General features: G+C 73.9%; 28 protein-coding genes. 15 read left to right on the top strand and 13 right to left on the bottom strand.

Features of this window, described 5'->3' with window-relative positions; translation table 11 throughout:
* Genes AB3388_RS09425 through AB3388_RS09455 form a run of 7 tightly spaced genes read right to left on the bottom strand, consistent with a single transcriptional unit; the run spans position 1 to position 6,038 of the window.
* Positions 1-825 (bottom strand): SDR family NAD(P)-dependent oxidoreductase, encoded by an 825-nt coding sequence (locus AB3388_RS09425; RefSeq protein ID WP_495410504.1) that lies wholly within the window; start codon positions 823-825, stop codon positions 1-3.
* On the bottom strand, positions 818-1,342 hold the full coding sequence (locus AB3388_RS09430; protein ID WP_495410505.1) for a nuclear transport factor 2 family protein: 525 nt from the start codon (positions 1,340-1,342) through the stop codon (positions 818-820). Before AB3388_RS09430 ends, AB3388_RS09425 begins: the two co-directional genes overlap by 8 nt.
* On the bottom strand, positions 1,339-2,388 hold the full coding sequence (locus tag AB3388_RS09435) for a zinc-dependent alcohol dehydrogenase (protein WP_495410506.1): 1,050 nt from the start codon (positions 2,386-2,388) through the stop codon (positions 1,339-1,341). Before AB3388_RS09435 ends, AB3388_RS09430 begins: the two co-directional genes overlap by 4 nt.
* Positions 2,381-3,814 carry an FAD-dependent oxidoreductase gene (locus AB3388_RS09440; RefSeq protein WP_495410507.1) on the bottom strand — a complete coding sequence of 478 codons (1,434 nt, stop codon included), beginning with the start codon at positions 3,812-3,814 and terminating at the stop codon, positions 2,381-2,383. Before AB3388_RS09440 ends, AB3388_RS09435 begins: the two co-directional genes overlap by 8 nt.
* Complete coding sequence (locus AB3388_RS09445; RefSeq protein WP_495410508.1) at positions 3,811-4,674, bottom strand: sugar phosphate isomerase/epimerase family protein; 864 nt, start codon at positions 4,672-4,674, stop codon at positions 3,811-3,813. The genes AB3388_RS09440 and AB3388_RS09445 overlap by 4 nt, the downstream gene beginning before the upstream one ends.
* Before the next feature lie 54 nt (positions 4,675-4,728).
* Positions 4,729-5,496 carry an SDR family NAD(P)-dependent oxidoreductase gene (locus AB3388_RS09450; protein ID WP_495410509.1) on the bottom strand — a complete coding sequence of 256 codons (768 nt, stop codon included), beginning with the start codon at positions 5,494-5,496 and terminating at the stop codon, positions 4,729-4,731.
* 14 nt (positions 5,497-5,510) lie between these two features.
* Positions 5,511-6,038 (bottom strand): nuclear transport factor 2 family protein, encoded by a 528-nt coding sequence (locus AB3388_RS09455; protein ID WP_495410510.1) that lies wholly within the window; start codon positions 6,036-6,038, stop codon positions 5,511-5,513.
* A 64-nt stretch (positions 6,039-6,102) separates the two neighbouring features.
* Between AB3388_RS09455 and AB3388_RS09460 the strand changes: the two genes are divergently transcribed.
* Complete coding sequence (locus tag AB3388_RS09460) at positions 6,103-6,879, top strand: GntR family transcriptional regulator (protein WP_495410511.1); 777 nt, start codon at positions 6,103-6,105, stop codon at positions 6,877-6,879.
* Here AB3388_RS09460 and AB3388_RS09465 read toward each other — a convergent pair.
* Genes AB3388_RS09465 through AB3388_RS09475 form a run of 3 tightly spaced genes read right to left on the bottom strand, consistent with a single transcriptional unit; the run spans position 6,834 to position 9,354 of the window.
* Positions 6,834-7,733: an SMP-30/gluconolactonase/LRE family protein gene (locus AB3388_RS09465; RefSeq protein ID WP_495410512.1), complete on the bottom strand. Its 900-nt coding sequence runs from the start codon at positions 7,731-7,733 to the stop codon at positions 6,834-6,836. The two genes, AB3388_RS09460 and AB3388_RS09465, sit on opposite strands and share 46 nt — an antisense overlap.
* A 2-nt stretch (positions 7,734-7,735) precedes the next feature.
* Complete coding sequence (locus tag AB3388_RS09470; RefSeq protein ID WP_495410513.1) at positions 7,736-7,978, bottom strand: hypothetical protein; 243 nt, start codon at positions 7,976-7,978, stop codon at positions 7,736-7,738.
* Positions 7,975-9,354, bottom strand: coding sequence for an aromatic ring-hydroxylating oxygenase subunit alpha (locus AB3388_RS09475; protein ID WP_495410514.1), 1,380 nt, complete (start codon positions 9,352-9,354; stop codon positions 7,975-7,977). Before AB3388_RS09475 ends, AB3388_RS09470 begins: the two co-directional genes overlap by 4 nt.
* 195 nt (positions 9,355-9,549) lie before the next feature.
* Between AB3388_RS09475 and AB3388_RS09480 the strand changes: the two genes are divergently transcribed.
* Genes AB3388_RS09480 through AB3388_RS09515 form a run of 8 tightly spaced genes read left to right on the top strand, consistent with a single transcriptional unit; the run spans position 9,550 to position 17,477 of the window.
* Positions 9,550-9,795, top strand: a complete 246-nt coding sequence (locus AB3388_RS09480) for a hypothetical protein (RefSeq protein ID WP_495410515.1) — start codon at positions 9,550-9,552, stop codon at positions 9,793-9,795.
* Complete coding sequence (locus tag AB3388_RS09485; RefSeq protein ID WP_495410516.1) at positions 9,792-11,168, top strand: aromatic ring-hydroxylating oxygenase subunit alpha; 1,377 nt, start codon at positions 9,792-9,794, stop codon at positions 11,166-11,168. Before AB3388_RS09480 ends, AB3388_RS09485 begins: the two co-directional genes overlap by 4 nt.
* 3 nt (positions 11,169-11,171) lie before the next feature.
* Positions 11,172-11,972, top strand: coding sequence for an SDR family NAD(P)-dependent oxidoreductase (locus AB3388_RS09490; protein WP_495410517.1), 801 nt, complete (start codon positions 11,172-11,174; stop codon positions 11,970-11,972).
* Positions 11,973-12,004: 32 nt separating this feature from the next.
* The gene (locus AB3388_RS09495; RefSeq protein WP_495410518.1) at positions 12,005-13,654 is read left to right on the top strand and encodes an FAD-dependent oxidoreductase; all 1,650 of its coding nucleotides are present in this window, start codon (positions 12,005-12,007) and stop codon (positions 13,652-13,654) included.
* On the top strand, positions 13,654-14,418 hold the full coding sequence (locus AB3388_RS09500) for an SDR family NAD(P)-dependent oxidoreductase (RefSeq protein ID WP_495410519.1): 765 nt from the start codon (positions 13,654-13,656) through the stop codon (positions 14,416-14,418). Before AB3388_RS09495 ends, AB3388_RS09500 begins: the two co-directional genes overlap by 1 nt.
* Positions 14,415-16,052: an FAD-dependent oxidoreductase gene (locus tag AB3388_RS09505; protein ID WP_495410520.1), complete on the top strand. Its 1,638-nt coding sequence runs from the start codon at positions 14,415-14,417 to the stop codon at positions 16,050-16,052. The genes AB3388_RS09500 and AB3388_RS09505 overlap by 4 nt, the downstream gene beginning before the upstream one ends.
* Positions 16,049-16,654, top strand: a complete 606-nt coding sequence (locus tag AB3388_RS09510; protein ID WP_495410521.1) for a hypothetical protein — start codon at positions 16,049-16,051, stop codon at positions 16,652-16,654. Before AB3388_RS09505 ends, AB3388_RS09510 begins: the two co-directional genes overlap by 4 nt.
* Position 16,655: 1 nt before the next feature.
* Complete coding sequence (locus AB3388_RS09515; protein WP_495410522.1) at positions 16,656-17,477, top strand: sugar phosphate isomerase/epimerase family protein; 822 nt, start codon at positions 16,656-16,658, stop codon at positions 17,475-17,477.
* A gap of 42 nt (positions 17,478-17,519) precedes the next feature.
* Here AB3388_RS09515 and AB3388_RS09520 read toward each other — a convergent pair whose 3' ends face one another.
* Positions 17,520-18,065, bottom strand: a complete 546-nt coding sequence (locus AB3388_RS09520) for a VOC family protein (RefSeq protein ID WP_495410523.1) — start codon at positions 18,063-18,065, stop codon at positions 17,520-17,522.
* Positions 18,066-18,192: 127 nt separating this feature from the next.
* Here AB3388_RS09520 and AB3388_RS09525 point away from each other — a divergent pair, with 127 nt between their 5' ends.
* Together AB3388_RS09525 and AB3388_RS09530 are read left to right on the top strand one after the other, a co-directional pair.
* Positions 18,193-18,945: an SDR family NAD(P)-dependent oxidoreductase gene (locus tag AB3388_RS09525; RefSeq protein ID WP_495410524.1), complete on the top strand. Its 753-nt coding sequence runs from the start codon at positions 18,193-18,195 to the stop codon at positions 18,943-18,945.
* A 443-nt stretch (positions 18,946-19,388) separates the two neighbouring features.
* Positions 19,389-19,514 carry a hypothetical protein gene (locus tag AB3388_RS09530; RefSeq protein ID WP_495410525.1) on the top strand — a complete coding sequence of 42 codons (126 nt, stop codon included), beginning with the start codon at positions 19,389-19,391 and terminating at the stop codon, positions 19,512-19,514.
* Between the two features lie 76 nt (positions 19,515-19,590).
* Here the strand turns inward: AB3388_RS09530 and AB3388_RS09535 are convergent, their stop codons facing one another.
* Positions 19,591-20,727, bottom strand: coding sequence for a sugar ABC transporter substrate-binding protein (locus AB3388_RS09535; protein WP_495410526.1), 1,137 nt, complete (start codon positions 20,725-20,727; stop codon positions 19,591-19,593).
* A 354-nt stretch (positions 20,728-21,081) separates the two neighbouring features.
* Between AB3388_RS09535 and AB3388_RS09540 the strand changes: the two genes are divergently transcribed.
* Both AB3388_RS09540 and AB3388_RS09545 read left to right on the top strand, forming a co-directional pair.
* A complete protein-coding gene (locus AB3388_RS09540) occupies positions 21,082-22,605 on the top strand; it encodes a sugar ABC transporter ATP-binding protein (protein WP_495410527.1) in 1,524 nt (507 codons plus the stop codon).
* The gene (locus AB3388_RS09545; RefSeq protein WP_495410528.1) at positions 22,602-23,717 is read left to right on the top strand and encodes an ABC transporter permease; all 1,116 of its coding nucleotides are present in this window, start codon (positions 22,602-22,604) and stop codon (positions 23,715-23,717) included. Before AB3388_RS09540 ends, AB3388_RS09545 begins: the two co-directional genes overlap by 4 nt.
* Here the strand turns inward: AB3388_RS09545 and AB3388_RS09550 are convergent.
* Positions 23,714-24,478, bottom strand: coding sequence for a histidine phosphatase family protein (locus tag AB3388_RS09550; RefSeq protein WP_495410529.1), 765 nt, complete (start codon positions 24,476-24,478; stop codon positions 23,714-23,716). The genes AB3388_RS09545 and AB3388_RS09550 overlap by 4 nt on opposite strands.
* Positions 24,479-24,515: 37 nt before the next feature.
* On the opposite strand from AB3388_RS09550, the gene AB3388_RS09555 reads away from it, so the two are divergent.
* Complete coding sequence (locus tag AB3388_RS09555) at positions 24,516-24,998, top strand: VOC family protein (RefSeq protein ID WP_495410530.1); 483 nt, start codon at positions 24,516-24,518, stop codon at positions 24,996-24,998.
* Complete coding sequence (locus AB3388_RS09560; RefSeq protein ID WP_495410531.1) at positions 24,995-25,429, top strand: nuclear transport factor 2 family protein; 435 nt, start codon at positions 24,995-24,997, stop codon at positions 25,427-25,429. The genes AB3388_RS09555 and AB3388_RS09560 overlap by 4 nt, the downstream gene beginning before the upstream one ends.
* The last annotated feature ends 114 nt before the right edge of the window (positions 25,430-25,543 follow it).

Below are 25,543 nucleotides of genomic sequence, written 5' to 3' on the forward strand. Positions count from 1 at the left end.
TCACCACACCGGCGGCACCACCGGGCGGGCGTCGGTCCCGATCCCGGCGGCCCGCTCCCGGATCACGGCGCGGTAGTCGTCGTGGGTGAGGATCCAGAACCGGCGGGCGCGGACGGCGTCGACGACCTGCGCGGCGGCGTCGTCGGCGGTCATCGTCGGCTGCACGCCGGAGACCGTCCGGGGTCCCGTCGATGCCGCCGTCTCGCCCAGCGCCTCCGGGCGGTTGCGGGCGCTCTCGGTGATCCGCGTGGCGATGAACCCGGGGCAGAAGACGGAGACGCCGATGTCGGCGCCCTCGGCGTCGAGGTCGAGCTGCAGCGACTCCGACAGCGCCAGGACGCCGGCCTTCGCCGTCGCGTAGGCGGCCAGCTTCGGCATCGGCAGCAGCCCGGCCATCGACGCCGTGTTGACCACGTGGCCGGGCTCGCCCTGCTCGATCATCCGCGGCAGGAAGGCGCGCACGCCGTGGATGACGCTCCACAGGTCGACGCCCAGCACCCATGTCCAGTCGTCCTCGGTCAGCGCCCAGGCGCGCGCGTTCTTCACCACGCCGGCGTTGTTGCACAGCACGTGGACGGCGCCGAACCGGGCGAACGCCTCGTCGGCCAGCCGCGCCACCTCGTCGGCGCGGGAGACGTCGGTCGCGACCGCGTGCGCGTCGCAGCCGGCGCCGGCCAGGGCCGCGGCCACCTCGTGCACGCCGTCCCGGTCGATGTCGGCGACGACGAGGCGCATGCCCTCGGCCGCGAACCGCTCCGCCATCGCTCGGCCGAGCCCGCTCGCGGCGCCGGTGACGACCGCGACCCGGCCACGCAGCTCATCCACCGGCCCCGACCTCCAGGATGCGGAACACGATGTCGTCAGGGGAGCGCAGCCCCCGGGCGTAGCTGTCGGCGAAGCCGCCCTCGCCCTCGACGCGGTCGGTGCGGCGCCAGTCGAAGGCGCAGACCCGGGCCTTGATCCGCCACTCGCCGGCCCGTCTCTCGAACCGGTCGACGTAGCGCAGGCCCGCCCACATGTCGGTCGGCTGCCCCTCCGGGTCGGTGTAGCGGTGGAAGGCGACCGCGTAGGTCTCGGCGCGGGCGACGTCGCGGTCGAGGTCGACGTCGATGAGCACGTTGCCGAGGAAGTGGGCGGTGCGCTCGAACCGGTTCAGCGACTTCTCGACGAACACGATGAAGTCGTCGACCCCGCCGGCGAACGAGCCGTGGTCATCGGTGCCGTCCGGCCAGTAGCAGGCGCGCACCGACTCGAAGTCGAACCGGTCGACACCGCGGGAGTACGTGGTGAGCACGCGCTGGATCGCCCGCTCGGCCAGCAGCAGCTCCAGCTCGTCGGTCACGCCGGGCCTCCTCGGGGGTCGACCAGCACCTTGACGTCCGCCGAGGGACCGGCGGCCAGCGTGCGCAGGGTCGCCTCGAGGTCGGCCAGCCCGACCGTGCGGCTGTGCAGGGGCGCGGCCCGGACCCGGCCGTCGGCCAGGAACGCCATGCTGCGGCGGAAGTCGTCGTGGGTGAAGGCGTTCGACGCGACGAGGGTGAGCTCCTTGGCGAGCCACCGGGCGCCCTGGATCGTGGCCGGCTGGGCCAGGAAGCTGATCAGGCCCACGACGCCGCCGGTCCGGGTCAGGTCGGCCGCGGTCTGCAGCAGGCTGGGCACGCCCGCGCACTCGAGCACCACGTCGGCTCCCAGCCCCCGGGTGGCCTCCTGGACCGCCTCGGCCGCCTGCTCCGGGGCCAGTGCGGCGGAGGCGCCCAGCTCCAGAGCCAGCTCCCGGCGCGCCTCCGAGGGCTCGACGACGAGCACCTGGCCCGCGCCGGCCACCCGGGCGAACTGGGCGACGAGCAGCCCGATCGGGCCGGCGCCCTGCACGACGACGGTGTCGCCGGGGGCGATCCGCGACCGTCGCACGCCGTGGAAGGCCACCGTCGCCGGCTCGACCTGTGCCGCCTCCTCGTCGGTCAGGTCCGGGTGGGCGGGCAGCAGCCGGTCGGCCTGGACGGTGATGCTGCGGGCGAAGCCCCCGTGCGGCGGGGCGAGGTCGTTGCGGCCCCGGGCCACCATCGACGTCGTCCGGCAGTGCTCGGCCAGCCCGCCGCGGCACTCCGGGCAGCGGCCGCAGGGCGGCGGGACGGCGACGACGACCCGCTCGCCCTCACGGACGCCGTCCACGCCGTCGCCGACGTGGGTGACCGTGCCGACCCACTCGTGCCCGCAGACGGCGGGGCTGTGCAGGTGCCCGCTGCGGTAGGAGGCGATGTCGGTCCCGCAGATGCCGCACAGCGCGATGTCGACGGTCGCCCGCCCCGGGGCGGGCGGTTCCTCGGGGAAGTCGCGGAACTCGACGGTCTCCCTGCCGGTGATGAGCGCGGCGGTGACGTCAGCCACGGGCGGATCCCTCCGGGACGGGCACGGCGGCGGCCGCCGCGGCACCGGCGACGCGGCCGAAGACCAGGCAGTTGGCGTAGGAGTTGCCGCTGCCGACGTACGCCGGCCCGATCACGCCGCCGACGCACTCTCCGGCGGCGAACAGGCCCGGCACCGGCCGGCCGCCCGTGTCGAGCACCCGCGCGTCCCGGTCGATGCGCGGGCCGCAGGCGGTGAAGCAGACCGTCGCGGGCCGGATCTCGGCGCCGTAGAACGGCGGGGTGGCGATCGGCTCGAGGAACGTCGGGTCCTTGAGGTAGTCGGCGTCCTCACCGGCGGCGACCTGGGCGTTGTGCCGGGCGACCGTGCCCTCGAAGGCCCCCATCGGGAGGCCGAGCGCCTCGGCGAGCGCCGCGACGCTGTCGGTCCGGTGCACCTTCCCGGCGGCGACCATCTGCTCGATGACGTCGGCGTTCCAGTGCGGGCTCTGCTTCTTCGTCGACCCGGGGATCTTCTGCTTGTAGCGCGCCACCCCGGCCGCGGTCGCCGCGGTCAGCGCGGCGTCGTCGAAGACCGCCCAGGCCACGTCGCCCTGGGCGCGCAGCAGGCCGTCGGTGATCCCGTAGGGCGCCGTCTCGTTGAAGAACCGGTGGCCCTCGCGGTTGACGATGACGATCCAGCCGGGCAGGTACGCCTCGTAGATCTGCGCGAAGCCGGCGTGCAGCAGCCGCAGCCCGCGGTCATGGCCCAGGATCTGGGCGTCCACCTGCTCGGCGAGGCCGAGCGCGTCCCCGCGCGAGCCGTCGGCGCCGATGTACCAGGTCCACCCGGTCGCCGCGGCGGAGGGGAAGCGCTCGGCGAGCAGCTCGGGATCGTTGCCGAACCCGCCGGAGGCAAGGACCACCGCGCCGGCGGTGATCTCGTCGTCGCCGACGGCGACACCGGTCACGGCGCCGTCCTCGACCAGCAGCCGGTCGACCCGCTGCCCGAGGGCGATGTCCACGCCGGCCTGCCGGCAGGCCCGGTGCAGCACGTCGACCACCGCCTGACCGCGGCCGATCGGCACGTGCACCCGGGGCACCCGCTCGTCCCCGCCGTAGACCATCTGGTCGTAGAACTCGACGCCGAGATCGCCGAGCCACTCGACCGTCGGGCCGGCGAGATCGGCGAGCCGCCGGGCGACCGCCGCCTCGACGTCCCAGTGGTTGAGCGTCATGTAGTCGTGGAAGAGGGAGTCGGCGTCGTCCTCGATCCCGAGCGCGCTCTGGTAGCGCGTGCCGGCCCCCATCGTGAGCGCGCCCGACAGCCGCGACGAGCCGCCGACGACCCCCTCGGCCTCCGCGATCAGCACCCGCTCCGCGCCGCCCTCCCGGGCGGCCAGCGCGGCGGCCAGTCCGGCGGCGCCGGATCCCACCACGAGCACGTCGACGTCCCGGTCGGTGATCATCGCTGTGCACCCTCCCGCTGCCCGGTCCGGACCCGGGCGATCAGCTCCCGGACGCGGTCTCCGGCGACGCGGGCGGCCTCGACGGGGTCCATCGCCTCGGTCTCCGGCGAGATGACCTCGGGGCCGACCCAGCGCAGCGCGCCGATCCGGTCGAGCGCCGCCACCACCCGGGGCAGGTCGAACGAGCCGTCCCCGGGCAGCAGCCGGTGCTGGGTGTCCTCGCGCATGCTGCCGCGCGGCTCGGCCTCGGCGTCGTCGATCTGGACGGCGAAGATGCGCTCGCCCGGCACCCGGTCGAGGACGGCGAAGTCCGGGTCGCCGCGGTAGAAGTGCCAGGTGTCGAAGAGGATGCCGCCGTTGGGCCGGTCGGCGCCGCGCACGATCGTCCAGGCCGTCGCCAGGTCGCGGATCGCGGTCATCGGGATGAACTCCAGGTGGACCTGCGCGCCCAGACCGGCGGCGCGGTCGCAGAACGCACCGAAGGGTCCGGCGACCTCCTCGGCCGGCAGGTCGCTGGTCGCCTGCCCGATCACCGTGATCGAGACGACCTGCAGCGCCTCGCACATGCGCAGCGACTCGTCGGCCGTGAACCGGGCGAACCGTGAGTCGGCCCGCGGCGCGCCGCCGTACCAGTTCATGACGGGGTCCAGCACGATCTCCAGGCCGGCGCCCCGGATGCGACGGCCCAGCTCCCCTGCCGAGATGCCCTGCTCCTCAGCTCGGGCCACGTCGAGCGGGCTCACCGACAAGCGGCTGTATCCGCCGGCGACGGCCGCCTCGATCCGGCCGGGGATCGGGCTCTCCAGACCGAGGGTGCCCGACCACAGGACCCAGCCGATGCCGTGCAGGACGTCGTCCACGCCGCGAACCTAGCGGACTTACTGGAGGCGGTCTACAGGAACTTCGCGAGCCGCTCAGAACCCGACGCGCTTGGTGTAGCCGCCGTCCACGACGACGTTCTCGCCGTTCACCCAGCCGGCGACCGGGCTGGCCAGCACCGCCACGATGTCGGCCACCTCCTCGGCCGTGCCCATCCGCCGGAGCGGGTGCCGGTCCCGGTCGCGGGCGTAGATCTCCGGCCGGCGCTCCCGCAGGCTGTCCCACTTGCGGCCCTCGATCAGGATCGGCCCGGGGGAGACGGTGTTGGCGCGGATGCCGAGCGGCCCCCACCGCTGCGCGAGCTGGGCCATGTAGTTGATCGTCGCCGCCTTCAACGCCCCGTAGCTGGGGTTGATCGGCACGTCGTGGTGCTCGATGGCCGTGATCGTGCCGATCTGCACGATCGCGGCGGCATCGGACGCCTCGAGGTAGGGCCGGGCCGCCTCGCACAGCGCGACACAGCCCAGGACGTCGACCCGGAAGTTGACCTCCCAGGGCCCGGCGCCGTCCCCGTGCTGGCCGCTGGCGCTGGCGTTGCTCACGACGATGTCGATGCCGCCGAGGGCCTCGGCGGCGCCGTCGACCCAGCGGCGCACCGTGTCGCCGTCCCCGGCGTCGCACACCGAGCCGTGCACGGTCCCGAGCTCCGCGAGCTCCTTGGCCGCGCTCCGGACCCCCTGCTCGTCCCGCGCGCAGATCGCCACGCCGGCCCCTTCCCGGAGCAGGCGGGCGGCGACCGCGCGCCCGATGCCGTGGCTGCCGCCGGTGACGACGGCGCGCCGTCCGGCCAGTCCGAGGTCCATGACGGGCTCTTCTCTCAGGCCGGCGGCAGCTCGGCGGCGGACGGCGCGACGCCGGGCCAGCGCTTGCGCTCCGGCCAGGCCAGCCCGCCGGCCACCAGGTCCCGCAGCGGCATGGCGTACAGGGTCCGGACGTCCCGGCGGCGGAACCGCCAGCGGTCGGCCTCCCGCGCGTACTCGTCCTCGTAGCGGAAGACGGTCACGACGGTGTCGTCGGCGGTGGCGAGCTCGGCCCGGGCGACCACGGTGCCGCGGGCGCGGTCCGTGTCGAGGTCGTGCAGCACCTGGAAGAGCGGCACGTGCAGCGTGGCGCCGTACCGGTCGAACCGGACGCGGAAGAAGTCGACGACGGCGTCCCGCCCGACCGACGGCGGGCTGTTCGGCGAGGCGAAGACCGCGTCGTCGGTGAAGCAGTCCGCGAGGGCCCGGGCGTCGTGGTCGTCGACGGCGAGGGCGTAGCGGCCCAGCAGCTCCTGCAGCTCCAGGCGGGCCTCGAGGCGCGCCAGGCGCCGGCCGCCGTCCTCGTCCATCGGACTGCCACGCACCCGGCCGACCGTAGTCATCTAGACGTTTCGGGGGAAGGGCCGGTCCGGCCGCTACGCTGCACGCATGGCCGCGCCGCGCCGGGGGGAGGTCCCGCTATACCAGCGGGTGCGCACCGTCCTGCTCGACCGGATAGCCTCCGGCGAGTACGCCCCCGGCGACCGGCTGCCGAGCGAGGGCGTGCTGGCCGAGGACCTCGGCGTGCACCGGCTCACCGTCCGCCGCGCGCTCGACGAGCTCTCCCGCGAGGGCCGGCTGCGCGCCCGGCAGGGCGCCGGGACGTTCGTCTCGCCGCGGCCCGAGCCGATCGCGATCACCATCCCGCTGACGCCCGAGGAGTTCTCCGGCAGCCTGCGCACGATGCTGCGCAGCCAGGGGCAGCGCTACCGCGACGTGCTGCTCGGCACCGCCCGGGACGACGACGCCGCCGTGCGCGCGGAGCTGCAGCTGCCGGACGCCCCGCTGCGCCGGGTCGAGAGCGCGCTCGAGGTGGACGGCGAGATGTGGGTCTGCTCGACCGCGTGGGCCCCCGAGGAGCGGCTCGGCGACGTCGTGGGCCGGTGGCGGGAGTCCGACGGGCTCTACGGCCTGCTGCTGGACCGCTCGGGCGAGCCGCTGCGCTACGTCTGGCGTACCTTCGCCGCGGAGGCGGCCACGGTCGAGGACGCCGCCGTCCTGGGGATCCGGCCCGGCGCCGCCGTCCTGGTGCGCGAGGGGCTGACCGCCGACGCGGACGGCCGGCCGGTGCTCCGCGTGCGCCGTCGCGCGCGGGCCGACCGGGTGCGCTACCGGCTGGACTACTCGGCGGTCGCGGCCTCGGCCTCGGTCGGCGCCGAGGCCTGAGCGCGCCACCGCCGCGCCGGCACGCCCGGCACGTCGACCCGGAACCGGAAGACCGCGCCCGCGAGCTCCTCCACGTCGAGCGGCACGTCGCGGATGCTGCGGCGGGCCGTGGTCACGTACAGGTCGCGCAGGTCCGGGCCGCCGAGGCAGCAGCTCGTGGTGCGCAGCACGGGGACGGCGCGCTCGTCGAGCAGCCGGCCGTCCGGCGCGAACCGACGGACCGCGCCGCCGCGCCAGAACGCCACCCACAGGCAGCCCTCGGCGTCGATCGCCATCCCGTCCGGCAGGCCGGCGAAGCCGGAGAGGTCGATCGACGGACGACGGCCGCTCACCGTGCCGGTGCCCGGGTCGTAGGCGAGCCGGTCGACGCGGCGCAGCGGGGTGTCGATGTGGAAGAGCGTGGTCCCCGCCTCGTCCCACACCAGCCCGTTGCTGACGGTGAGGCCGCCCAGCACCGGCACCGCGGCATCGGGCGGGTCGAAGCGGTAGAGCACCCCGCGCCCGGTGACGACGTCGCGCGTCATGGTCCCGGCGAGGAAGCGGCCGACCGGGTCGCAGCCGCCGTCGTTCATCAGCACGTCCGGGTCCACCGGCGCGAGCGGCTCGCTGCGGCCGGACGCGGGGTCCAGGGCGCGGAAGCCGCCGTGCGCGGCGAGCAGCAGCCCGTCGCCGTCCTCGCGCAGGACCAGGCTGCCCAGGTGCCGGCCCACGTCGACGCGCCGCTCGGTGCCGGCGGCCACGTCGAGGGAGAGGACGGCGCCGGCCAGCGCGTCGACGCGGTGCAGGACGCCGGCGCGCTCGTCCCACACCGGGCACTCGCCGAGCTGGTCACCGGCGGCGACCAGGACGTCCACGACTAGCGCTCGGCCGGCATGTCCATGAGGCGGCTGATCCGGTGGTGGCCCGTCGGCCGGGGGGAGGACACCCACAGGCACAGCTCGGGATCGGCCTCGAACAGCGGGCCCTCCAGCCACAGCCCGTCCTTGCGGAACCGGCCCCAGCGCTCGCCCATGGTCACCCGGACCGTGCCGCCCTCGTCCGGCGTGTAGAGCGCGCGCGGGTTGAGCGGGTGGCGGATCCCGCCCTGCGGCTCCATCACCGGGCGTCCTCCTCGGCGCGCTTCTCGACCCACTCGGTGAGCAGGTCGTGCCGCCAGGTGATCACGTCCTCCTGGAAGTCGGAGATGATCGCGTGCGGCATGCGGGTGGTCTGCAGCCCGCGCTGCACGGCCTCCATGTTGAACGTGTCCTGCTCCATGACCAGCGCGAGCGTCTGCAGCTCGCTCGCCTTGGTCCAGGAGTCCTCGAAGTCCAGCCAGGTGATCGGCGCCGGCGGCGGCCGCTCACCGCGGTACGGCGTCAGGAACATGACCTCGAAGATGCACTCGTCGTGCCGGTCGCCGTTGGGCCGGTACCGGTAGACGATGCGGTTGTAGCCGCCCCACGGGTGCAGGTTGGGGAACACCGCGTAGTTCCAGTGGTCGAGCAGCTCGCCGTCGGAGATGTTCTGGGCCTCGGCGCCCAGCACGTCCCGCCAGCGCTCGCGGGCGGCGCGGGCCATGCTGTCGCGGGCCGTCGTCCGCTGGGAGAACGGGATGGGCAGCTCCTCGCCCTCCCGGACGTCGAGCATGCGGGCGAGGATGTCGCGCTCGCTCGGCTCGACCGGCATGTCCTCGATCGGCGTGCCCGACGGGCTGATCTGGCGGGCGTAGTTGCCGTACACGTCGACGGCGCTGTTGGCGTCGCCGACGTAGGGGGCCGACTGCGGGTGCGTGGCGCCGAGGTGCAGCCCCTCGTCGAAGGCCTCCTGGGCGACCTTCCAGTTGCAGCGGATCTTCTTCGCGACGTGCGCCTGCAGGTAGCGGTGCTCGAAGTCCCACAGGGCGAAGTGCTCGGGCAGCGTGCCGAGGAAGTCCTCCAGCGGCTCGCAGTCGGGGTCGGGGTTGATGAACACGAACCCGCCCCACGTGCCGACCCTGGCCTCGGGCAGCCGCCACGCGTCCCGGTCGGCCTCGATCTCGGGGAACTCCCGCGACCCCGGCATGTAGCGCAGGGTGCCGTCGAGCTTCCAGGTGAAGCCGTGGAACGAGCAGCGGAACTCGCTGCACCGGCCGTCGAAGTCCTTCAGCGCCCGGCCGCGGTGCAGGCAGGCGTTGACGTAGGCCTTGATGCCGCCCTCGCGGGTGCGGGCCACGAGGTAGGAGTCGCCGGCGATCTCGTAGACGACGTAGCTGCCCACCTCGGGCAGGTGCTCCTCGCGACAGGCCATCTGCCAGACCCGGCGCCACAGGTGGGTGCGCTCGAGCTCGTGCCAGGCGCGGCTGGTGTAGCGCTCCACCGGCACGTGCTGCGTGCGCGCACTGTAGGGGAACCGCTCCCGCAGGTGCTCGGGCACCGGCTGGTCGTCCTCGAGCACCAGGTCGTACCAGCTCAGCCCCGGCGTCCGCTGCTTGGCGGGCCGTTCGGAGATCGTCACGGCGGTCCCGGCTCCCCTCCGCCCGACGAGGGCGCGCGCCATCGGTACTTACTGGAGGCTCACCGTACAAAGTAGCCCCGGGGTTGTCGACCGGCACCCTGGACCGCGACGGGGTGCACCCTTACTGTGCACGGACAGCAGTTACTGCCCGCGGGAGACGCCGCCCGGCCGGCTGCCCGCCCCGATGGAGGGTCGATGCGCAAGATCCAGCACGCGCTCAGCCGCGCGATGTACGAGTGGGCCCCCGACGACCACGGCCCGGTGCTGGTCACCGAGCGCGACGGCAAGCAGGGCCGCTTCGACCGGGACGGCAACTGGGTGGCCGGCGAGGTGTTCCGGGCCGACCCGGAGCTGTGCCGCTGGATCGTCAGCGGCGGCAAGCACGCCGGCGGTCCCGGCAGCCGCAGCCGGCGCTTCGAGACCGAGGAGACCTTCTCGTGACCACGGATCCCGACGTCCGTTCGCGCACCGGCTTCCGGGGCAACGGCCCGACCTACCAGGACCTGCTCGACCGCGACAGCAAGCCGGTGCCGCCGCTGCTGCGCATCGACGAGCCCGGCTACTTCGGCGAGGACGACATCCCGGTCGAGCGCTATCTCGACCGGGCCTGGCACGAGAAGGAGAAGGAGCACCTCTGGTCGCGGGTGTGGCAGTTCGCCTGCCGCGAGGAGGTGCTCGCCGAGGTCGGTGACACCGAGGTCTACGACATCGCCGACAAGTCCTACCTGCTGGTCCGCGCGGCACCCGGGGCCGGCGGCATCAAGGCGTTCGTCAACGCCTGCCTGCACCGTGGCCGGGCCCTGCGCGACGGGCCGGGGCGGGTCGGCGAGCTGGAGTGCGCCTTCCACGGGTTCTGCTGGTCGCTGGGCGGCAAGCTCAAGCGCGTGCCCAGCGCCTGGGACTTCCCGCAGGTCAAACCGGACAGCTGGATGCTGCCCGAGGTCAAGGTCGGCACCTGGGCCGGGTTCGTGTTCATCAACCCCGACCCCGAGTGCGAGCCGCTGGAGGACTTCCTCGGCAACATCGACCCGCTCTTCGAGCGCTGGCCGCTGGACGAGCGCTACACGCGGGTGCACGTCTCCAAGGTGCTGCGGACCAACTGGAAGGTCGCGCAGGAGGCCTTCATGGAGTCCTTCCACGTGATCACCACGCACCCCCAGCTGCTGCCCGGCTTCGGCGACGCCAACTCCCAGTACGACGTATTCGGCAACGTCTCGCGGGCGATCTCCCCGCGCGGCGTGCCCAGCCCCTACCTGCCGTGGGACCCGACGGAGCAGGAGCGGCTGAACTCCCAGATCGACCAGCGCATCGACGACCCCCCGATGCTCGAGGTGCCCGACGGCTGGACGGCGCGCCAGACGCTGGCCGAGTCGGCCCGCCGCTCGCTGCGGCCGGTGATCGGCGACCGGGTCGAGGAGCTCTGCGACGCCGAGCTGGTCGACAGCCACTTCCTGACGGTGTTCCCCAACATGCACCCGTGGGGCGGCTACAACCAGATCACCTACCGCTGGCGGCCCAACGGCGACGACCACGAGAGCTGCATCATGGAGGTCTTCCTCCTCTCGCCGTTCTCGGGCGAGCGGCCGCCCCCGGCCCCGCACCGGCAGCTCGGTGCCGACGAGCCGTGGCGCAGCGCCGTCGAGGAGCTCGGCTCCCTGGCCCGGGTGTTCGACCAGGACGAGTTCAACCTCGAGGCCGTGCAGAAGGGCCTGAAGGCCACCCGCAAGACGGGCGTCTCCTTCGCGGTCTACCAGGAGAGCAAGATCCGGCACTTCCACTCGCTGTACGACACGTGGGTGGCTGACGGGGCCTGAGCCGTGTCGATCCTGGACCTCTTCCGCCTGGACGGCCGGGTCGCGGTGGTCACCGGCTCCGGCCGGGGCATCGGCCGGGCGATCGCCCTGGCCCTCGCCGACGCCGGGGCCGACGTCGTGGTGACCGCCCGCCGCGCGCACGAGGTCGAGGCGGTCGCCGACGAGGTGCGCTCCCGCGGTCGCCGGGCGGTCGCGGTGCCCGCCGACCTGCGCGGCGACACCCCGGAGCTGCTCGCCCACCGGGCGGTGGACGAGCTCGGGCGCCTGGACGTGTGGGTCAACAACGCCGGCGGCACCGACGACCCGTCGGTCCGGCCGCTCGCGCGGACGTCCGACGAGCAGCTGCGCGACATGCTCGAGCTCAACCTGGTCGCGCTGCTGGCGTGCGTCCGCGCGGCGACCGCCCGGCTGCCCCGCGGGGGCGCGATCGTGAACATCGCCTCCGGCGCCGGCATGCGGCCGGCGCCCGGGACCGGCGCCTACGGCGCGGCCAAGGCCGCCGTCCTCAACCTGACCGCCACCCTCGCCGCGGAGCTGGCGCCCCAGGGGATCCGGGTCAACGCGGTGTCGCCGGGCATGGTCCCCACGGAGACCTTCTTCTCGGCCCTGAAGCTGACCGAGGCCGACCTGCCCCGGCTGATCTCGACCGTCCCGCTCGGGCGGCTGGGCACGCCGGAGGACATGGCGGCCGCGGTGCTCTACCTCGCCAGTCCGGCGTCGTCGTGGGTCACCGGGCAGAACGTGCTGGTCGGCGGCGGCCGCGAGGGAGGCCGCACGGTGGAGGACCGCTGGCAGTCCGAGTGACGTGACGACGACAACAGTGAGTGGAGGTCTACGTGGACAGCTTCGACGTCGTGGTGCTGGGGACCGGCGCCGCCGGTCTGGCCGCCGCCATCGCGGCCCACGACGGCGGCGCGCGGGTCGCCGTCTTCGAGAAGGCCGACAAGGTCGGCGGGACCAGCGCCTGGTCGGGCGGGATGGTCTGGATCCCGCGCAACCACCACATGGCCGAGCTGGGGCTCGAGGACAGCCGCGAGGACGTGCTGACCTACCTGATGTCCATGTCGCACGGCCTGATCGACGAACGGCTGGCCGCGGCCTACGTCGATGCCGGGCCCGAGGTGCTCGTCTACCTGGAGGAGCACACCCCCGCCCGCTTCCAAATCATCAAGGACTTCCCCGACTACCACCCGGAGCACCCGGGCGCGGCCCGCCGCGGCGGCCGCTCCCTGGAGTGCCCGCTCTTCCCGTACGCCGACCTCGGGTCGTGGCAGCAGCGGGTCACCGTCGGCCCGCAGCTGTCCGGCAACATCCTGATGAGCGAGACCTCGCTGGGGCGCGGCGCGCCGGGCGGCGTGCCGGCCGACGAGCTCGCCCGGCGGCAGGTCCGCGACGAGCGCGGCGCCGGCCAGGGGCTCGTCGGGGCCCTGCTGAAGGGCTGCCTCGACCGCGGCATCGAGCCGGTCACCGGCGCCCGCGCGGTGCAGCTGGTCCGCGAGGACGGCCGGGTGACCGGCGTCGTCGTCGAGACCGCGGAGGGACGCCGCACCGTGGGCGCGCGCGGCGGCGTGGTGCTGGCGACCGGCGGCTTCGAGTGGGACCGCGACCTGGTGACCACGTTCATCCGCGGCCCCCTGGAGCGGACGGCGGCGGTGCCGACCAACACCGGGGACGGCCTGCGCATGGCGATGCGGGTCGGCGCGGGCCTGGGCAACATGCGCGAGGCCTGGTGGGTGCCGATCATCGACGTCCCGATGCCCGACGGGACCCTCGCCGGCTGGCAGGTCAACGGCGAGCGCAGCCGGCCGCACAGCATCATGGTCAACAAGAAGGGCCGCCGGTTCGCCGACGAGGCGGCCAACTACAACGCCCTCGGCGCCGCCTTCCACGTGCTCGACGTGACCGAGTTCGACTACGTCAACCACCCCGCCTGGCTGCTCTTCGACGACCACTACCTGCAGCGCTACGGGCTGGCCGGCTTCCGCTCGGGGCAGGGCCGGGCCACGCCCGACTGGATGGTCGAGGCGCCGGACCTCGCCACGCTGGCCGACAGGATCGACGTCCCGGCCGACGAGCTCGAGAAGACGGTCGCCCACTGGAACGCCTCCGCCACCGAGGGGCGCGACCCCGACTTCCGGCGGGGCGAGAGCCTGCACGACCGCTGGTGGGGCGACAGCTCCCTCGGTGACGGGCCGGAGACCACCATCGGCCCGCTCGACACCGCGCCGTACTACGCCGTGCGCGTGTACAGCGGCTGCCTCGGCACCAAGGGCGGCCCGCGCACCGACACGAACGCGCAGGTGCTCGACGTCGACGGCGCGCCGATCGAGGGCCTCTACGCCGCCGGAAACGTCATGGCCTCGGTGCTCGGGATGACCTACGGCGGTGCCGGCGGCACCCTCGGGCCGGCGATGGTCTTCGGTTTCCTGGCCGGGCGGCACGCGGCCGGACGGGTCGCCGCCGCGCCGGCCGGGGCCGCGGGCTGATGGCCCGCTTCGACGGCCGGGTCGCCGTCGTCACCGGGGCCGCGAGCGGCATGGGCCGGGCGATCGCGCTCGCGCTGGCGGGGGAGGGGGCGGCGGTCGTCGTCGCCGACGTCGCGGTCGACGGCGGCGAGCAGACCGCCGCGGAGATCGCCGCCAAGGGCGGCCGGGCGGTCTTCCGCCGCACCGACGTGTCCGACAGCGGCGACGTCCAGGCCATGGTCGAGACGGCGGTGCGCGAGTTCGGCCGCCTCGACCACGGGGTCAACGCCGCGGCCATCGAGAACGAGACGCAGCCGCTGGCCGACTGCGAGGAGGACACCTACGACCGGATGCTCGCGGTCAACCTCCGGTCGGTGTTCCTCTGCATGAAGTACGAGATCCGGGCGATGCGGGCGCAGGGCCGCGGCGGCACGGTGGTCAACATCGCGTCGACCAACTCCTTCCGCCCGCAGCCGCACCAGGCCGCGTACACCGCCAGCAAGCACGGCGTCCTCGGGCTGACCAGGGCGGGCGCGATCGACCACGCCGCCGACGGCATCCGGATCAACGCCGTCTGCCCCGGCGCCATCGAGACGCCGATGCTGCTCGGGGCGATCGCTGCGCGCGGCCGGGATCCGCAGGAGGTCGCCGGGCGGCTGAGCCTGTTCGGCCGGTTCGGCACGCCGGACGAGATCGCCGGCGCGGTGCTGTGGCTGTCCTCCGACGACTCGTCGTTCACGACCGGCCATGCGCTGGCCGTGGACGGCGGCTACCTCGCGCGATGAGCGCCGAGGAGTACGACGTCGTCGTCCTCGGCACCGGTGCGGCCGGCCTCACCGCGGCGCTGCGGGCGGCCGCGGACGGCGCGTCCGTCGGGTTGTTCGAGAAGGCCGACACCGTCGGCGGCACCACCGCCTGGTCGGGCGGCGTCGCCTGGCTGCCGCTCAACCGGCACGAACGGGATCTCGGCATCCCCGACGACCGGCAGACCGTGCTCACCTACCTGGACTCGCTGTCGCACGGGCTGATCGACGCGGACCTGGCCGCGGCGTTCGTGGACACCTGCCCGGAGGTCGTCGACTGGCTCGAGGAGAACAGCCCCGTCGTCTTCGAGACCGTGCGGGGGCTCTCCGATTACCACCCCGAGCACCCCGGCGGGCGGCGCGAGGGCCGGTCGGTCGAGTGCCCGCTCTTCCCGTTCGGCGAGCTGGGGGAGTGGGCCGGCCGGGTCACCCGCGGCTACCAGCTCACCGGCGACGTCGCGATGAGCGAGACCTCGCTCGGCCGCCGGGCGCCGGGCGGCGTGCCGGCCGAGGAGGTGGCGCGCCGGCGGCGGGACGACGAGCGCGGCTGCGGCCAGGCGCTGGTCGGCCGGCTGCTGCGGGGCCTGCTCGACCGCGGCGTCGTCCCGCGCACCGGCTGCCGCGGCGACCGGCTGCTGGTCGAGGACGGCGCGGTGGTCGGCGTCAGCGTCCTCGGGCCGGACGGCCCGTTCGAGGCGCGCGCCCGCGGCGGCGTCGTCCTCGCCACCGGCGGGTTCGAGCACGACCGCGAGCTGGTGCGAGCCTTCCTCCGCGGCCCGCTGGAGCGGCCGGTCAGCGTGCCGACCAACACCGGCGACGGGCTGCGCATGGCGATGCGGGTCGGCGCCGCCCTCGGCAACATGCGCGAGGCCTGGTGGGTGGCCGCCATCGACGTGCCGATCGCGGGTCGCGGCGTGCAGCCGTGGCAGGTCAACTCCGAGCGGACCCGGCCGCACTGCATCATGGTCAACCGCGACGGCCGCCGGTTCACCGACGAGGCGGCCAACTACAACGCCCTCGGCAACGCCTTCCACGTGGTCGACGTCGCCCGCTTCGAGTACGTCAACTCCCCGGCCTGGCTGCTCTTCGACGGGCACTACTTCGCCACCTACGGCCTGGCCGGGCGCACGGCCGCCGAGCCGGCGCCGGACTGGATCGTGGCGGCGCCCACCGTCGCGGGCCTCGCCGAGCGGATCGGGGTGCCGGCCGGCGCGCTGGAGGACACGGTGGCGCGCTGGAACGCGCAGGTGACGGCCGGCTCCGACGCCGACCACGGGCGCGGCGAGAGCCACCACGACCGGGCCTGGGGCGACACGGCACGCTTCGGCGAGACGCGGCAGGCCACGCTCGGCCCGCTGGACACCCCGCCCTACCACGCCGTGCCGGTCCGGGTCGGCGCGCTCGGCACCAAGGGCGGCCCGCGGACGGACGGCGACGCGCGGGTGCTCGATGTCGACGGGGCGCCGATCGAGGGCCTCTACGCCGCCGGCAACGCGATGGCCTCGGTTATGGGGATGACCTACGGCGGGCACGGCGGGACGCTCGGCCCGGCGCTGGTCTTCGGCTTCCGCGCCGGGTGCGACGCAGCGCTGCGGGCCCGCGCCCTGGTCAGGTGAGCGGCATCTCGTCGCTGCGCGCGTTCGACCCCCGACTGGTCGGGGAGCTCGAGTGCCGCACCTGGGTGACGTACTACCGGCACGAGTGGCGGGCCTTCCTGTTCGCGGCCGTGCGCGTGGTCCGGCACGCCTTCGGCCTGTCCTGGCCGCGAACCGTGCGCGGCGCGTGGTGGGTGCTGCGGGCCAACCAGGTCTGGGCGCCGTATCCGGACAACCGGCCCGACCTCGCCCGGGAGTACATGCGCCGGTTCTACGTCCTGGTCGCGCGCAGCTCGGACGAGCGGTTCGACCCGGATGAGGCGGCTCGGCTCGAGGTGGAGTGGTGGCGGGTGCACCGCGAGCTGCAGCACGCGGACGGGCCGGCCGACGACGAGCCGCTGGTCGCCGCGCTGCAGGCGCTGTACTCGGCGACCTACGGAGTGCCGGAGGACGCCGTCCGGCCGGCCGCGGCGGAGCGGGCGGAGGCGATGCGACTGTCGGATGCGTGGGTCGCGGGGGACCGGGATCCGGCCGGCCCACTCGTCGCCGAGGAGCGGGCGGCACTGGTCCGCTCGTACGCCGCCCTCCTCGCGGCCGTGCACCGGCCCGCCCGGCGGCCGTGACGTGCCGGGCAACCGTGAGCGTCAGCTGTCGCTGGCCTCCCTGAGCGCGCTGCACGTCCCGCCGCCGGAGCTGGTGCGGTACGCGGCCGCGGCCGGCTTCGACCTGGTCGGGGCGCTGCGCCTGGTCCCGGCCAGTGACGGGACGGGGTTCGACCTCGTAGGGGACGTCGCGCTGCGCCGCGCCACCGCGGCCGCCCTCGCCGACACCGGACTGGGCGTGCTCGACGTCGAGGTGTTCCGGCTCCGCCCGGGGACGGCGGCCGCCGACGCCGAGCCGCTGCTGGCGATCGGCGCCGAGCTCGGCGCCCGGTTCCTGCTCACGGCGGTGGAGGACCCGGAGCCGGCCCGGCGCGCCGAGGTGTTCGCCGAGCTGGCCCGCCTCGCCCGCGGGCACGGCCTGCGCTGCGCCGTCGAGCCGATGGTCTTCTCCGCGCTGCGCACACCGGCCGACGCCCTGGCCCTCCTCGAGGCCGCCGGTGCGGACGACGCCGGCGTGCTGGTCGACGCCCTCCACCTCGCGCGGGCCGGTGCGGTGCCGGCCGACCTCGCCGTCCTCGGGCCCGGCCGGCTGCCCTATCTCCAGCTGTGCGACGCGGCGTCGGCCGCGCCGGCCGGCACCGATCCGGCCGGGCTGCGCCGCGCCGTGCAGGAGGCGGTGGGGGAGCGGCTGCCGCCGGGGGAGGGCGTCCTGCCGCTGGCCGGCCTGCTGGCGGAGGCGGGGCCGGACGCCCCGGTCAGCCTGGAGGTACCGAACCCGGCGGCCCGCACCGACCCGGCCGGCTGGGTCCGCCGCCTCGGCGCCGCCACCCGCGCCCTGCTGTGAGGGGAGTGCCAGGGGCGCATCTTCCGCGCCGTGGCACTCTGCTCAGGCCGACGAGGTGCGGCTGCGCACGCGCACGGGGTCGGTGACGCCGTCCCACTCGGCGTGCGAGTCGCGGAACAGCGCGAACAGGTCGCGGATCTCCTGGTTCTCGCCGTGCAGCTCGACGAAGCAGCCGATCGCCTCGCGGCAGTCGATGTAGGCCACCGGGACGTAGGACCACAGCGTGTCGGCGACCTCGAACCCGGCCGCCTCGAACCGGGCCACCTCGGCGGGCATCTCGGCCTCGGGCACGAGGACGGCGATGTGGTGGAAGCCCTCCTCGCCGGGGCCGAACATCTCGCGGTAGATCGAGGGCGTGTCGTCGTCCTGCTGGATCAGCTGCACGTGGGTGGGACCGGTGCCGGCGAAGGCGTAGGACAGCAGGTGGTCCGACGGCTGGCCGCGGTAGGTGTGGTCGCGGCCCCGGTGGTTGCGGCTGACCCAGAACGGCCCGGCCCCCGTGGTCTCGATCCAGCGCGGGATCGCCTCGTCGAGGTCGGCCACGACGAACGCGTGCTGCTGCACCGGGTACCGGATCAGGGGCGCCACCGAACCTCCTCGAGTCGACTTTCTGCAGTCTCAGCCTAGTAACTGCGCCGAGTTCGGTCCAGGCCGTTGACAGCCCGCTCCGGACGGTGTTTCTGTAGGCCCCCTCAACAAAGCCTGGGAGGGCGTCATGCGCTTCACGGACAAGGTGCTGTTCGCCACCGGCGGCGGCTCGGGCATCGCGGCGGCCGTGGCCCGGCGGTTCACCGCCGAGGGCGGCCGGGTCGCCGTCGCCGACCTCGACGAGGGGCGCGCCAAGGCGGTCGCCGCGGAGCTCGAGGGCGCGATCGGCCTCGGCTGCGACGTGTCCGACGAGGAGTCGGTGCGCGCCGCCCTCGCCGCGGCCGAGCAGCAGCTCGGCGGCGTCGACGCGGTCTTCAACGCCGGCGGGCACGCCGAGTTCGGGCCGATCGAGGAGTGGTCGCTGGAGCGCTGGAACCGGATGATGCTGGTCCACGCCGGCGGCACCTTCCTGGTGTGCAAGTACGCCCTGCCGCTGCTGCGCCGCCGCGGTGGCGGCTCGATCGTCAACGTGGCCTCGGTCGCGGCGCTGCTCGCCCAGAAGCAGAACGCCCCGTACGGCGCCGCGAAGGCCGCCGTCGCCGGGTTCACCCGGCAGCTGGCGCTGGAGGTCGGCCCGGAGATCCGGGTCAACGTCGTCGCGCCCGGCCGGACCCGCTCCGGCATGACCGAGCCGATCCTGCTGGCCCGCGGCGAGGGCGACGTCGAGAAGGGCGCCGCCGTGTTCGGGCAGGGCAACATCCAGAAGCGCACCGCCGAGCCCGAGGAGCTGGCGGCGGCCGTGTGCTTCCTGCTCTCCGACGACGCCAGCTTCGTCACCGGCACCACGTTGGTGGTGGACGGCGGCGAGACGGTCATCTGACGACGGCCACCGGCCTCCGCGAGCTGGAGGGCCGGGTCGCCGTGGTGACCGGCGCGTCCGGCGGGCTCGGGCTCGCGGGCCGACATGCGCGCCATCGTCACCGAAGTCTCCGCGGGGACGACCTCGACCGGCTGGCCGAGGAGTCCTTCGACGCCTTCAAGGCGAGCCCACGCACGTGGTGACCACCCGTCGATGACCGCCCCGCTGCCGATGCCGAAGCAGGCCGTGTACGGCGCGTCCAAGGCGACGGTCGCGACGCTGTCGGAGTCGCGGAGGGTCCCGACATCGGCGTCTCCGTCCTCTGCCCCGGGTGGCTGGCCACCGGGATCGCCGAGAGTGCGCGCAACCGGCCGCCCGAGCCCGCCGCCACCGCACCGGCGAGCGGCCCGCGCACGATCTCGGGCGCGACTCCGACGATCACCGCCGACGAGGCCGCCGGGCGCGTGCTGGACGCCGTCCGGACCGGGCGCTTCTGGGTGCTCACCCGGTCCGCCTACCGGGAGGTGATCCGGGAGCGGGCGGCCGGGATCGGCACCGACGCGGTCCCGGCGGTGCCGCCCGTCTGGTGACCCGGGGCGGATGATCCGCAACGACGAACGGGGCCCCGGCGCGATGCCGGGGCCCCGTCCGTCGTTCAGCGGGCTGCTAGCAGGCCGACTTCCACAGCTTCTCGAAGTAGTCCGAGTAGTTGTCGACGCCGACGTAGTACCCCTCGCTGTCGAGGGGTGCGTCGCCGATGTTGTCGGGGGTCAGCAGCTGCGTCGGCAGGTTGGAGTACCCCTTGATCCCGGTGGGGTCCTGACCGGCGAAGATGCGGGCGAGCGCGTCGATCCGGTACATCCCGTGGATCTCCGCGGCGAACCCGGTCCATTGGTCATCGGTGCCGTTCTTCAGCCCCTCGACGTTGGCCGTGCTCGCGCTCTCCCCGCCGACGCTGACGTCGAGCCCGGCGGCGCTCAGTGCGGCGTCGAGCCCGGTCGTCATGTCGCCGAGCGACAGGAGGACCCAGTCGATGTCCGGGTTGCGCTGCAGCTCGCTGACGATCCGGTCGGGGATGGTCCCGCCGGCCAGGTCGGTGAGCTGGGCGTCGTAGGTCGTGTTCTCGATGCCGTAGCCGTCCAGCGTCTTGGCCGCGCTCTCGGCCCAGGCGTGCAGGATCGGGTAGAGGGACAGGTCGATGATGAGCACGCTCTTGGCGCCCTTGGAGGCGGCGTAGTCGGCGTTCATCTTGCCCCAGAGGCCGGTCTGGTTGAAGTCGTCCAGGCCGATGGTGTAGGCGGTGCCGTTGACGCTCGGGTCCTCGCCGTTGTCCGAGAGCAGCACGGGGATGCCGAGCTGGTTGGCCCGGTCGAGCTGGGCCTGGAACGTCGAGGAGGGGTTGCCGGAGACGAGCACGGCGTCCGGGTTCTGGTCGAGGGCGGCGTCGAAGGCCTTCTGCGGGCTCTGCGGATCCGCGGGGTCCACCGGCTGGCGGACGACGGTCCAGCCGAGGAGCTTCGCGCCGACCTCGAGGCCGTCGTTGGTCTTGCGGGTGACCGCCTGCGGGTTCTCGGTGACGATGATCGTCTTGCCCCCTGCGGGGCAGGCGGTCATCGGCTCGTCGAGCGGGATGTCCTCGGGCGGGGACAGGAAGGGCTCGATCTCCGACTGCGCGGCCGAGTTCTCCTCGCCGCTCCCGCCGCTCCCGCCACTGCCGCTGTCGTTGCCCTGGCTGCACGCTGCCGCGGTGGTCAGCGCGACGACCGCGAGGAAGGTCCGGATTGTGGTCTTTCGGCTCCGCATTGGTGCGACTCCTTGTCCGGGGTTCCGCCCGGGATCTCGAGGTTGCCGACGACCAGGTTCCGGAGCACGACAGCAGCGGCGCACTCGTCCCATGTCAGCCGGATCAGGCGGCAAGGTAACAGTGACCTGGGTCATAGCCAAGGGGGTTTCTGTAGTCCGATACAAGTTCGAGACCTGGCCCGCGACCGCGCCGCAAGGCTGACCCGGCCAGTTCGTTCTCCGGTCGCCGGAGGGCGGCCAACCCTTGGCGCAGGGGTGTGACGGGGGCTACAGTTCGCCGAGTTTCTGCTGTCGGTGTCAGAAAACTCCGCGACGTTGCCCGGTCCCCCCTTCCTCCCTGGCGCAAGGAGTCGGATGTCCTCAACGCCCGCTGTCGAGATCCGTGGGTTGTCCAAGACCTTCCCGGGACAACGGGCGCTCATCGAGGTCGACGTCGAGATCCAACCCGGTGAGATCCGCGCCCTGGTCGGTCAGAACGGTTGCGGCAAGTCGACGATGATCAAGATCCTCGCCGGCTATCACGATCCCGACCCCGGTGCCGAGGTGTTCGTCGACGGCGAGCCGCTCGCGCTGGGCACGGCCGGCGCGGGGGACCACGCCGGGCTGCGCTTCGTCCACCAGGACCTGGGTCTGGTGCCGACTCTGGACACCCGGGACAACCTGGCGATGGGGCACGGCTACGAGCGCAACCGGTTCGGGCTGATCTCCTGGCGCCGGGAGCAGAAGCTGGCCCGCGACACGCTGCGGGGACTCGGGTACGACTTCGACGTCAAGGCGCCCACCAGCCATCTGGTGATCAGCCAGCGGACCGCCATCGCGCTGGCCCGGGCGCTCTCGCCGCGGTCCACCCCGGCGCGGCTGCTGGTGCTCGACGAGCCGACGGCGAACCTGCCGGCCGCGGAGATCGACCGGCTGTTCGCCACCGTGCGGGCCGTGCGCGACCGGGGGGTGGCGGTGCTGTTCGTGTCGCACCACCTCGACGAGGTGTTCAGCCTCTGCGACAACGTGACGGTGCTGCGCGACGGCCGGCACATCGTCACCCGGCCGGTGAAGGGGCTGGACGAGGACGGCCTGATCGCGCTGATGATCGGCCGGCAGCTCGAGCAGTTCCAGGTGCCCTCGGAGGTCACCACCCGCGCCGGCGAGCCGGTGCTGCGGGCGCAGGACCTGCGCACCGGGGCACTTGCCGGGGTCGACCTGCAGGTGCGCCCCGGCGAGATCGTGGGCGTGGCGGGCATCACCGGCTCCGGACGCGAGGAGATCGCGCTCGCCCTCTTCGGCGGCATCGACCGCGAGGGGTCGGTCGCCATCGACGGGCGGGAGCTCGAGGCGCACCGGCCGGACAAGGCGGTCGAGGTCGGGCTGGCGCTGGTGCCGGCCGAGCGGCACGCCAACGCGGCCTTCCTGGACTCGAACCTGCGGGAGAACGTGTCGATCGTCAACCCCGGCCATTTCAAGGTGGGCTTCCTCCTCAACCGCAAGAAGGAGGTCTCCGAGGTGACCTCCTGGCTGCAGAAGCTCAAGGTGAAGCCGCCGGTGCCCGAGCGCGGGCTGTCGACGCTGTCGGGCGGCAACCAGCAGAAGGTCGTGCTGGCCCGGTGGATGCGGCAGAAGCCGAAGGTCCTCGTGCTCGACGAGCCCACCCAGGGCGTCGACGTCGGCGCCAAGGCCGACATCCACGTCCTGGTCGAAGAGGCGGCCGCGGAGGGCGCGGCCGTCATCGTGGTCTCCACCGACCACAGCGAGCTGACGCGGCTCGCCGAGCGCGTGGTCGTGCTGCGCAACGGCCGGATCGCGGACGTGCTGCGCCGGCCCCACATCGACCCTGACCGGATCACGGCGGCCACCATCGGCCAGAGCAAAGGAGCGGCGGCATGACTCGGCCAGGCACCACCGGCGGTCCGTCCGCGGGCGGCACCCCGGGCACCGACCCGGTGGTCACCCCCACCCCCGAGTCCGGCGTCCACCTGTCGGCCGCGGAGGCCGGGAACCCCGTGGTCGAAGCGGACCAGGCGACCCGGCCGGATACCACGCACGAGGAGAAGACGTCGGCAGGGTTCAGCCTGGGCCTGGACCGCTTCAGCGGGCTCTACGTGTGGGCCGCGCTGATCATCCTCTTCGCGCTCTGGGTGCCCGACACGTTCCTGCGCACCCAGAACCTCACGATCGTCGCCGGGCAGTCGGCGATCACCGCGATGCTGGCGCTGGGCATCATCATCCCGCTCGCCGCCGGCGTCTTCGACCTGTCCTTCGCCGGGGTCGCCGGGGTCTCGGTCGCGTTGACCATCTGGCTGCAGACCCAGGGGTGGAACCCGATCCTCGCGGCGTTCGCGGCGATCGTGGCGGCCACGTTCATCGGCGCGGTCAACGGCTTCGTCGTCGTCCACCTCAAGGTCAGCTCGTTCATCGCCACGCTGGGCATGAGCAGCCTGCTCGTCGCGGCCGAGTACTGGATCACCGACGGCAAGCAGATCGTCAGCGGCTTCAGCCAGGCGTTCGTCGACTTCTTCTCCTGGAAGATCATCGGCATCCCGCTGCCCTTCTACCTCATGCTGGGCCTGGCGGCGATCATCTACATCCTGATCGAGTACCTGCCGGTCGGGCGCTACCTGTACGCCTCCGGCGGCAACCCGGTGGCCGCCCGGCTGGCCGGCGTGCGGGTCGACCGCGTCGTGTTCGGCTCGCTGGTCGCCTCCGCGCTGGTCGCCGGCATCACCGGCGTCGTCCTCGCCTCCCAGCTGCGGCAGGCCTCGCCGACGGTCGGCCCGTCGTACCTGCTGCCCGCGTTCTCCGCGGTCTTCCTCGGCTCGACCCAGATCAAGCCCGGCCGGGTGAACGTGGTCGGCACGCTGATCGCGATCTACCTGCTCGCGACCGGCGTCAAGGGGCTGCAACTGGCCGGTGCGCCGACCTACGTGACCGACCTGTTCAACGGTGCCGCGCTGATCATCGCAGTCGCCCTGGCCGCCCGGTCGGCCCGGAAGGCCTAGTAGGTCAGCAGGCCAGGGTCGGCCGTGGTGACGTGGTCGCGGTCGTTCAGGCTGTGCAGGACCCGTCGCGGGCCCAGCAGCCGCACCCGGCTGACCGAGGTGTGCGCGGGGAGGAAGAACATGTCCTCCTCGATGCCGAGCAGGTGCGCCAGATAGGCGTTGATGACCCCGCCGTGGCAGACGACGACGAGGTTGGCGGCGGGATGCAGAGCCAGGAGGCCCTCGATGGTCGAGACGACGCGGTGACGCAGCTCCGCGCTGCTCTCGCCGAACGGGACGAGGTCCCAGCGCCGCTCCCGCGGGAAGCGCTCCTGCACCCCGCGCCAGAACGGCTCGGCGAGCGCGTCGGCGGGGGTTTCGCCGTCGGCCAGGTCGCGGTACGTCTCGACCTCGCGCAGGTCCTCCAGGACGACCGGCTCCATGCCGTGCTGCGCGGCGATGGCCCGCGCCGTCTCGTGCGCGCGGCTCAGGTGGCTGCAGACGACGGCGTCGACCGGCCGCCCGGCGAACGCCTGGCCCACCAGCTCGGCCTGCCGGCGGCCGGTCTCCGACAACGGCGGGTCGACCCACTCGGCCGGCGTGAACACCGGGGACGTCGGCAGCTGCTGCTGGCCGTGGCGCACGAGTGCGAGTTCGGTGGCCTCGGCCTGCGCGAGCAGGAAGGTGTGCTGCATCGAGAACGGGGGCGGCGCCGGCGCCGGGGGCCGCCGGGGCGGCGAGGGGGTCGCCGGTGACGCGGGGACCGGATGAGCGGTGGTCACCCCACGGACGCTATCGAGGACGCCGAAGGAGCGCGCAGTGAGCTGGTTCGGGACCCCGCCCGCCGGGCTGGACATGTACCACGTCGGGATCGTGGTGCCCGACGTCCGCGAGGCGATGGCGCGGTACTCCACCGCCCTCGGGTTCACCTGGAGCAAGGTCGGCGACAGCAGGCTCGACGTGCTGGTCGACGGCCGGCCGCGGGAGGCGCGCATCGCGGCCACCTACTCGATGCAGGGGCCGCCCTACCTGGAGCTGATCGAGGAGCTCTCCGGCAACGTGTGGGCCGCGCACGCCCTGAGCCTGCAGCACGTCGGCTTCTGGGTGGACGACCTCGAGGGCACGATCAGCCGCTTCGACGACGCCGGGATGCCCGGGCGGGTCCGCCACGTGCCGGCCGAGGGGCAGCCGGCGATGTTCAGCTACCACGACACGGGCGCCGGGCTGTGGTGGGAGCTGGTGGGCCCCGCGTTCCGGCCGCGGCTCGAGGCACGGCTGCGGGCGGGGGAGGCGCAGCCGTGAGCGCGGCCGACGACGAGCTCGCCGTCCGCAACCTGGTCGCCCGGTACTGCGACGCGGTCTGCCGGCGCGACCCCGCGGCGTGGGCCGCCACCTGGGCGGTGGACGCCACCTGGGACCTCGGCGGCGGCCGGGTCACCCACGGCCGGGAGGCCGCGGTGCAGCTGTGGACGTCGGCGATCGCCAAGTACCCGTGGGTGGCCCAGCTCGCCCCGACCGGCACCGTCGAGATCACCGGAGACACCGGGCGGGGCGCCTGGTGGGTGCTCGAGCTCAACCACCTGGCCGACGGCGCCGGCGTCCTGCACCTGGGCCACTACGACGACACGTACCGGCGCACCGACGAAGGTTGGCAGTTCGCCTCCCGCCGTTTCGCGATGGTCTACCGCGGGGCCATGGACCCCGGCACCGTCGTCCCGCTCCCGCCGTCCTGACCCGCCCGCCCTCGGGCCGGGCGGCCGGGTGGTGTTCGTGCATGGCGCATTCCGCCGCCGAAACCCGCCAGGAACGCACATCGCCTGATTCCGGAGGCCCCGGCGCGGCGGCGC

Source organism: Geodermatophilus sp. SMS 5-13 (genome assembly GCF_059428245.1).

Coding starts and splice junctions, on each gene's coding strand:
- AB3388_RS09505 (WP_495410520.1), top strand. CDS start 14,415: ATGAGCGCCGAGGAGTACGACGTCGTCGTCCTCGGCACCGGTGCGGCC.
- AB3388_RS09450 (WP_495410509.1), bottom strand. CDS start 5,496: ATGGACCTCGGACTGGCCGGACGGCGCGCCGTCGTCACCGGCGGCAGC.
- AB3388_RS09545 (WP_495410528.1), top strand. CDS start 22,602: ATGACTCGGCCAGGCACCACCGGCGGTCCGTCCGCGGGCGGCACCCCG.
- AB3388_RS09440 (WP_495410507.1), bottom strand. CDS start 3,814: ATGATCACCGACCGGGACGTCGACGTGCTCGTGGTGGGATCCGGCGCC.
- AB3388_RS09540 (WP_495410527.1), top strand. CDS start 21,082: ATGTCCTCAACGCCCGCTGTCGAGATCCGTGGGTTGTCCAAGACCTTC.
- AB3388_RS09525 (WP_495410524.1), top strand. CDS start 18,193: ATGCGCTTCACGGACAAGGTGCTGTTCGCCACCGGCGGCGGCTCGGGC.
- AB3388_RS09535 (WP_495410526.1), bottom strand. CDS start 20,727: ATGCGGAGCCGAAAGACCACAATCCGGACCTTCCTCGCGGTCGTCGCG.
- AB3388_RS09480 (WP_495410515.1), top strand. CDS start 9,550: ATGCGCAAGATCCAGCACGCGCTCAGCCGCGCGATGTACGAGTGGGCC.
- AB3388_RS09500 (WP_495410519.1), top strand. CDS start 13,654: ATGGCCCGCTTCGACGGCCGGGTCGCCGTCGTCACCGGGGCCGCGAGC.
- AB3388_RS09460 (WP_495410511.1), top strand. CDS start 6,103: ATGGCCGCGCCGCGCCGGGGGGAGGTCCCGCTATACCAGCGGGTGCGC.